We start from the raw sequence: 7,092 nt of genomic DNA on the forward strand, positions 1-7,092 counted from the left end.
ACCCCGTGCAAGGCGAGGGCTGAAACAGTCTTGATGGGGAGGGGGTGGAAACAGCCCCCCCCCTCTTTAAAGTGTCGATCTTGACTTGCCCTGACAGTTCATGTCGGGTCAAGTTTGAACCAATACAAATAATGGATAGCTAGCATCGTCCGTTGCCGCTTTTGCACGAAAATCGGCAATCATCGATCGACGTTCTACGAACTGCTTTGCCTTGCACGCTGCGACGCCAGCGGCGTCCACGGCGCTCTCCAAGACCGAACCTGCCAGGACATCGTGCTGAAACGTCTCATTCTTACGGCATACCTTGTCGTACGCTGACCTTGCCCTTCAAAACCGTATCCCATAACTGAGAATTTTTATGCGACCTGCTGTTGTTTTGCAAGCCAGTTTTTCTCGAAATTCATGGAGCTGACGTAACCAAGTGTTGAATGCTGGCGACGTGCATTATAAAAGTTTATCCAATCAACGATCTCATCTTTTGCTTCTCGTTGAGTAGCAAATTTTTTGCCATGAATACGCGCCACTTTCAGCGCCCCCCATAAACTCTCAGCTGGAGAATTGTCCCAACAATTTCCTTTACGGCTCATCGAAGAACGCATGCCATACGCTGTCATGCTGTCATGCTGTCATGCTGTCATGCTGTCTTGAAATGGCTTGCTGCAATACTGGCTGCCACGATCACTATGGACGATGAGCCCCGCTTTGGGTTGACGTCGGAACCAAGCCATTTTTAACGCATCATCGACCAACTCAGCTCGCATATGATTTTGCATAGACCAGCCAACTATCTGACGACTGTGCAAGTCCAACATCACCGTTAAATACAACCAGCCCTGCTCAGTATGGATGTACGTGATATCACTGCTCCAGACTCGATTCGGCGCTGCTGGCGTGAAATTTCTTTCCAGCAGATTTGGTGCAACTGGCAAACTATGATGAGAGTTGGTAGTAGCAATCCATTTGCGTTTATGCCTGGCACGTATGCCATGACGTTGCATCAGTTTTTGGACGCGTTCTTTGCCGACTCGAATACCACGATGCGCTAATTCACGATGCATGCGCGACCAACCGTACTCTTGCTTGACTTCGTGGTGAATCGCTTTCATGTGAGCCACAATGCCTTCCTCACGGTGTCGCGCTGTTGTGCTCATGGGCCGTACTTGACGTCGACAATAGTCGTGATAGCCGCTGGTGCTTACATCAAGTAACTGACAGACGACTTTAACTGACCATTGCGCATTATTTTTGATAAAAGCGTACTTCACATCGATTCTTTCGCAAAGTACGCCGCCTTTTTTAGGATATCGCGCTCCATTTTTAAGCGCGCATTCTCAGCACGTAACCGAGATAATTCCATTTGCTCTGGCGTGACAACAGGGCTTTTAGCTTCATTTAATCGACTATCTCGCGCGGCCTTTACCCAGTTGTACAATGTTTGTTCACTTACCGCGATATTCCTGCTGACTGCTGCAATACTTTGACCAGCTTGCACTAGTCTTACCGATTCTTGTTTGAATTCCGCAGTGTAACGTGCTCTCACTTGTCCTTTTTTTGCCATTTATTTATTCCCCTTGCCGGTTAGTTTACAACCTCAGTAAGAGATACGTTTCGCAAGGACAAGGTCAGTTTCGGAGACCACGGCGGATCCGCATTCCTATGGATTCCGGCCAAAACGCTCAACAGCAGATGCGATAGAACAGTGCTTCAGAGCGCTATCGCAGAAATTCTCTGCTCGGTGGGTGTTGGAAGCTGACATTCAAGGATGCTTCGACAATTTTAATCATGACTGGTTACTCGCCAATATCCCAACGGATAAGGCGATACTGGCAACGTGGTTAAAAGCCGGTTTCATGGAAAGCCACATCCTCTCCCCAACCATGGCGGGCACACCACAAGGGGGTATCATTTCTCCGACGGTGGCAACCATGGCACTCGATGGCTTGCAAGCACGTTTTAGTCAACAGCTCGCAAACGCCGAAGGGAAGCGCAGTCGACTCCATATGAACTTCGTTCGGTATGCCGACGATTTTATTGTGACAGGCCACTCGAAAGAGTTCCTGGAACAAGAAGTCAAACCGTGTATCGAAGCGTTTCTGGCGGAACGGGGTCTCACCCTCTCTGCTGAGAAAACGCGTGTCACTGCTATTGAGGAGGGATTCGATTTCTTGGGCGTGAATCTTCGTCGCTTCGGCGACAAGCTACTCACGCGACCTGCGCAGAAAAGCATTCAGTCTCTGTGCAGCAAACTCAGGAAAATCGTCAAAGACAATCTGGCGGCAAAACAACATAACCTGATACAGCAACTCAACCCGGTCATCCGTGGTTGGACGCAATATCATCGGCATGGCGTTGCCAAGAAAATCTTTACGGATGTGGATACGTATCTATGGCAGTTACTGTGGCGCTGGGCTACGCGACGTCATCCCCACAAAGGGGCAAGATGGATTAAAGATAAATACTTCAGGTGCATAGCACATCGCCACTGGGTATTTGCTACTACCGAAAGAACAGGTTCAACGGAAATGGTTGCGCTGGTCAAGGCCCGCGATACTAAAATCCGGCGACACCTCAAAATTCGATGTGCAGCTAATCCATTTGATCCGGAGTGGAATGATTACTTCGAGCGGCGCAAATACCGACGATTCCGGGACTAGCCGGTTAACGAAAGAAGACTTCGAGAGGCTTGAGCGGAGTGCGGTGAAAGTCGCACGCTCCGTTCTTAGGGGACGGCGGCGCAGCAATGCGCTGCTGTTACCCGACCGATGTGCGACATGGAACTGTTGGAATAATTGCCTTGCCCGTAGAGGTGTTGTGGTGACAAAACCCGTTGTGCCATCAACGGTAGCCTACTGTCCCAGGCGAGACAGGTACCCGACGACAAGGTGCTGATGAGGTAAGTGCTTTGCCGTTGCGTCGGGTGTATATCCCGAGAGTTACGACAAGCTAGGAGCGCTAGGTATTCCAACCATGAGTGACAGCGCAATGCAGGCCCTTTACCTGCGAGCTCTGGAACCTGCTTCGGAAACGACAGCAGGCCCACATTCCTATGGTTTTCGTTCTAAGCGCTCTACGTGAGATAGAGCGAGAAACAATTTCCAGGTTTGCGCGTGGGGCAGTCATTCCGCCAATCGCACGGTTATACGAGCTAGCCGACATATATGGCTGTGCAGCAAGGGAATTGCTCATGCAGAGTTCGGCTAGACCCCTTGATCAAGTTGAAGATATTGCAAAAATACTTGCGGGAATGAAAGAAAATGATCGAAAACTGGCATTGGCAATTTTACGTGAGCTATCGGCGCATCTGAAATGAATGGCCTAGGTTATAACCCAGCTCTTTTGACAAGGTCGTGTTTTCCGGATGACGACCTGTAATTTCGGAGGCGAACGAAAACTGAAGTCCGATTCCGTTCGCCAATAATGCATGTTCTACCTACTAGCCCGTGGTCAGCATCTACGGATGTCACCTTGGCGTTTGCTGAACTCAACGAGAATTGGCACGTCCGGACATTGGATGTGTGACAGCATCCTTTGCTATGTCATTCGGTTGGACGGTCATCGCATTCACCATTGCTTGCACGCAGATTTGGTCACGATGGTTCAGATTACGATAGTTGATCAACATCTCTTTTTCGTGCTGCGTTAAAGCGGATGCGGCTTGTTCACCTGTCAGGATGTACTGCACATCGACGCCAATAGCAGCTAGCGCCCGCAAGTACACTGCATCTGGCGAACGCTCGTTTTGCTCATACAGCGTCTGCGCACGCCGCTTCAGGCCACCCACGGCCGCAAAATCGTCCTGATTCATTGCCAGCCGCGCCCGTTCCTCTTTGAGGATTTCACCAATTGATCTCATTCGAAGCCATTTTTAATAATGTGATGTGCGAGCATTATGCCTTCATTCGGAGGAGATGTGTAGTAACTATGGAGTCACTAAGTATCATAAGGTCTCATAAAGATACATATGTAGTCATTTGTAGTCACTAAATTTTTAACACGGTCTCAAATAAGATCTATATAATTATTCAACTTAACAACCACATCGACTTTCCGTATGAAAACTTGTTCTCCCCACCGCTCCCCAAAAGACTGCCTGCAGGCACCGATTAGCATACGCCTGAGTGCGACAGAAATCGCGACCATCCAGGAACTGGCTGACTCGATTGGGCGATCACGCGCCTCATTCATCCGCCGCCTGATTGAACGCGGGATGGAGGCATATCAGCTTGACCCACGGCTCACTGTGTTGGATGAGATACATCTGAAGGGGTGGCTTGCAAATAGTGAAGAGGCTAAAGCTTAGGCGTCTGACATTCTTACGGCAGATAGCGGCAGCCGAGCGGAATTTGCAGCCAGCCATGGCGATCAACATCATAGATCGCTTCTACTGACGACAATAGCGTCAACCATACGCAAGGGCGCCGCAATAACAGGCGTTCATCTTCAAACAAAGAAAAAATACAACGATCGTGATCGCACGTCGTTCTAGGCTAAACAAAGAACATTCAATGAGAAATATTGGCTTGCGCTGTCCCCATTGCTCGATATTGCCGCGCGCCGTTAAAAGCCGTCCGATGTCGGCTCTGATGAAAGAAATCACCTATATGTGTCAGAACCCGGAATGTGGCTTCTGCTTTGTCGCGAGACTTGAAATTGCCCGGACGCTGTCTATTTCGTCCATTTCCAAGCCTGGTGTCGACGTGCCGCTGTCGCAACATATCAACTGGTCGGCCATTCAACAATTATCCTGAGCCCGAGCGCACCGATGATCCACCCTATCATCCTGGCGCCGCCGTAATCACGGCCTAAACAATCCCATTACCAAGTAAGCCATTTTTCACGCCTGTCAGCAGGCGTGCTGGCTTCGCACATTCTGATTAAAGCAAATAACGCCATGCCGCACTATTTTATTTCCATCATCCGTCACTTTATATCGTGTTTTTTTCGCATACACAAAATGATGAAAGAGCTGCCTACCATCTTGCGTTGCGCTCATGGCGTTGAACTCTCCGGCCAGTTTCCTACAGCGAGTCGCGAATCCGATGGTATCGCTGCATGAGCTACCACTTCTATTCCACCGAGGCGATCACTCGCTTACCGAAACGGATGAGCCGCGCCCTGCGCGATCTGTTCACTCGCGAAGGCATGGAAAAGCACGAACACAAGATCGATGTCATTGACGAAATCTGGTCTGCTGATCATTACTTGTTACCGCTCGATGCATCCGACGACGCGCTCTATCGCGCCGCAGACTCCGCCGCCCGCGCCTGCTACCAATTCTGTGCCGACCTGCAATCGCTAGACGCCATTGTGTCGGCAATTCACCAACACTGCGCGCGCCATGACGTTGCCGCGCCAGCCGGTAAGGAAGAAGGCGAAATCATCCGGCGCGCACTGGACAAAGCCTGGTGGCTGCGCGGCATTCGCAAAGCCCATGCACGCCGCTGCGAGCATATGGCAATCCGTCTGGGCTTTACCCATTTCAAGGCCGGTGCTTATGTCAGCAACGAGACCGCCTATCGCCAGCAGCGTCGCAATAAGCAGAATGCCAAGCTGCTGGCATCCATCGAAATGCAAAACGAAAACGGCCAGATCTATAGCTTAGAAGAGCTGGCCGCTCTCGGCACGGCCAACAAGTCCATTCGGCACAGCGAATTGATGACACGTATCCGGGGCTTTGAAGAAATCGCCTCCGATCTGCATCATGTCGGCATCTTTGCCACCATCACCGCACCAAGCAAATATCATGCGGTCTTAAGTAAGAATGGCGAACCTAACCCGAAATACCAGGCATTTGGGGAACCGACTCCACGCGATGCGCAAGCCTATCTGTGTGACGTGTGGAAGAAGATACGTTCCAAGCTACACCGCGACGGCATCCACGCCTACGGTTTCCGCATTGCCGAGCCACACCATGACGGTTGTCCTCACTGGCACATGCTGATGTTTGTTGCGCCCGAACACCTTGAGCGTTACGAGAAAATTATCACGGCTTATGCCCTGCTCGACGATGGTGACGAACGTGGTGCCCAAAAGAACCGCGTCAAATTGGTGCGGATAGAAGCCGGCAAGGGAACGGCTGCCGGCTACATCATCAAGTATGTCACCAAGAACACCGATGGCAAGAATCTGGGCGATCACCATGTGATCGAAGAGGGGCAAAAGCATATTTTGGTAGAAGACCTGGTCGGTGACGAACTGATTACCCCGACTCAGCGTGTCTGCTATTGGGCGCAGACCTGGGGCATCCGGCAGTTTCAGCAGGTTGGCGGTGCGCCGGTTGGTCCATGGCGCGAGTTACGGCGTGTCAAAAGCGAAAGCATCCTGCATGCGCCGGATGCGGTGAAATCGGCATGGCAGGCTGCACAAACCATTAAAGCAACTGAAATCAATATTGTTGACGGTAAGCGTCTTAAAACCGTCAAGACCATCAAACAAGCCTCTTACCGCGATTATCTGCTGGCCCAAGGCGGCCCCACAGTCGGGCGTAAAGGGTTGGTCAAGATCGCCACGCGTAGCACCATCGTCGAAGGCAAGTACGCCACCTATGAGATGGACAAGCCATGCGGGATTTATCACGCATTCAATCCCCACGCCGTGTACGAATCGGTGCGCTATCAATGGACGGTCGTCGGCGCCGCCAAGGCTGCTGTTTTTGACTTACCTTGGACTGGTGTAAATAACTGTACGCAAAAGTTTAAGAAGAAAGTCCCGACCTCAGTGTTAACCCCAGAGGAATCAGCTGCAATTGCGGTTCGGCTGGCTGATTTCCTCGAAAAGAATCCCCAGCCGGTGTACCAGCCGACCAACTGGTCGGCGATAGAGAAGAAATCGAAAGATCTTGAGCGGGAAACCAAGGATTTTGCGGATGCGATGAACACGCAATGCGAAAACACGCGCCGGCTGGAAGTGGCTGCGTATGAAAACAACGACATTGCAGCACGCAAACGCATTGTCACATTCTGGGCACAGCGCAATGCCTGTCCCTACCCACGCATTTTTATGAACAAAAGTGACCTATGAAAGAGGTGAAGTAATGCAAAAACCATTAATGACAGCGACTGAAGCCGCAGAATATTTATCCATCGGTGTCTC

The 7,092-nt window shown here is 50.8% G+C and carries 6 protein-coding genes and 2 pseudogenes; 5 read left to right on the forward strand and 3 right to left on the reverse strand.

Annotated features, from left to right (window positions below):
* Window positions 1-356: 356 nt before the first annotated feature.
* Window positions 357-1,558, reverse strand: a pseudogene (locus tag GEV47_RS12260) (IS3 family transposase).
* A gap of 43 nt (window positions 1,559-1,601) precedes the next feature.
* Here GEV47_RS12260 and GEV47_RS19805 point away from each other — a divergent pair.
* Entirely contained in the window at window positions 1,602-2,654 is a 1,053-nt protein-coding gene (locus tag GEV47_RS19805; RefSeq protein WP_322741660.1) for a reverse transcriptase domain-containing protein, read from the forward strand.
* A 248-nt stretch (window positions 2,655-2,902) separates the two neighbouring features.
* Window positions 2,903-3,072: pseudogene (locus GEV47_RS19580) on the forward strand (group II intron reverse transcriptase/maturase); the annotation flags it as partial.
* A 409-nt stretch (window positions 3,073-3,481) separates the two neighbouring features.
* On the opposite strand, the gene GEV47_RS12270 reads toward GEV47_RS19580, so the two are convergent.
* A complete protein-coding gene (locus GEV47_RS12270; protein ID WP_153235074.1) occupies window positions 3,482-3,853 on the reverse strand; it encodes a helix-turn-helix domain-containing protein in 372 nt (123 codons plus the stop codon).
* A gap of 198 nt (window positions 3,854-4,051) precedes the next feature.
* Here GEV47_RS12270 and GEV47_RS12275 point away from each other — a divergent pair, with 198 nt between their 5' ends.
* Complete coding sequence (locus GEV47_RS12275) at window positions 4,052-4,300, forward strand: ribbon-helix-helix protein, CopG family (RefSeq protein ID WP_153235075.1); 249 nt, start codon at window positions 4,052-4,054, stop codon at window positions 4,298-4,300.
* Window positions 4,301-4,313: 13 nt separating this feature from the next.
* Here GEV47_RS12275 and GEV47_RS19715 read toward each other — a convergent pair whose 3' ends face one another.
* Window positions 4,314-4,448, reverse strand: a complete 135-nt coding sequence (locus GEV47_RS19715; RefSeq protein WP_265588507.1) for a hypothetical protein — start codon at window positions 4,446-4,448, stop codon at window positions 4,314-4,316.
* 57 nt (window positions 4,449-4,505) lie between these two features.
* Here GEV47_RS19715 and GEV47_RS12280 point away from each other — a divergent pair, with 57 nt between their 5' ends.
* Together GEV47_RS12280 and GEV47_RS12285 are read left to right on the forward strand one after the other, a co-directional pair.
* Complete coding sequence (locus GEV47_RS12280; RefSeq protein ID WP_153235076.1) at window positions 4,506-4,748, forward strand: ogr/Delta-like zinc finger family protein; 243 nt, start codon at window positions 4,506-4,508, stop codon at window positions 4,746-4,748.
* 304 nt (window positions 4,749-5,052) lie between these two features.
* On the forward strand, window positions 5,053-7,020 hold the full coding sequence (locus GEV47_RS12285; protein ID WP_153235077.1) for a replication endonuclease: 1,968 nt from the start codon (window positions 5,053-5,055) through the stop codon (window positions 7,018-7,020).
* Window positions 7,021-7,092 lie beyond the last annotated feature (72 nt).

The organism is Glaciimonas soli (assembly GCF_009497155.1).
In the GTDB taxonomy this organism is placed as follows: Bacteria; Pseudomonadota; Gammaproteobacteria; order Burkholderiales; family Burkholderiaceae_D; genus Glaciimonas; species Glaciimonas soli.

Excerpts from the sequence above, each read along its gene's own strand:
- GEV47_RS12285 (WP_153235077.1), top strand. The coding sequence starts at position 5,053 with ATGAGCTACCACTTCTATTCCACCGAGGCGATCACTCGCTTACCGAAA.
- GEV47_RS12280 (WP_153235076.1), top strand. The coding sequence starts at position 4,506 with ATGAGAAATATTGGCTTGCGCTGTCCCCATTGCTCGATATTGCCGCGC.
- GEV47_RS12275 (WP_153235075.1), top strand. The coding sequence starts at position 4,052 with ATGAAAACTTGTTCTCCCCACCGCTCCCCAAAAGACTGCCTGCAGGCA.
- GEV47_RS12270 (WP_153235074.1), bottom strand. The coding sequence starts at position 3,853 with ATGAGATCAATTGGTGAAATCCTCAAAGAGGAACGGGCGCGGCTGGCA.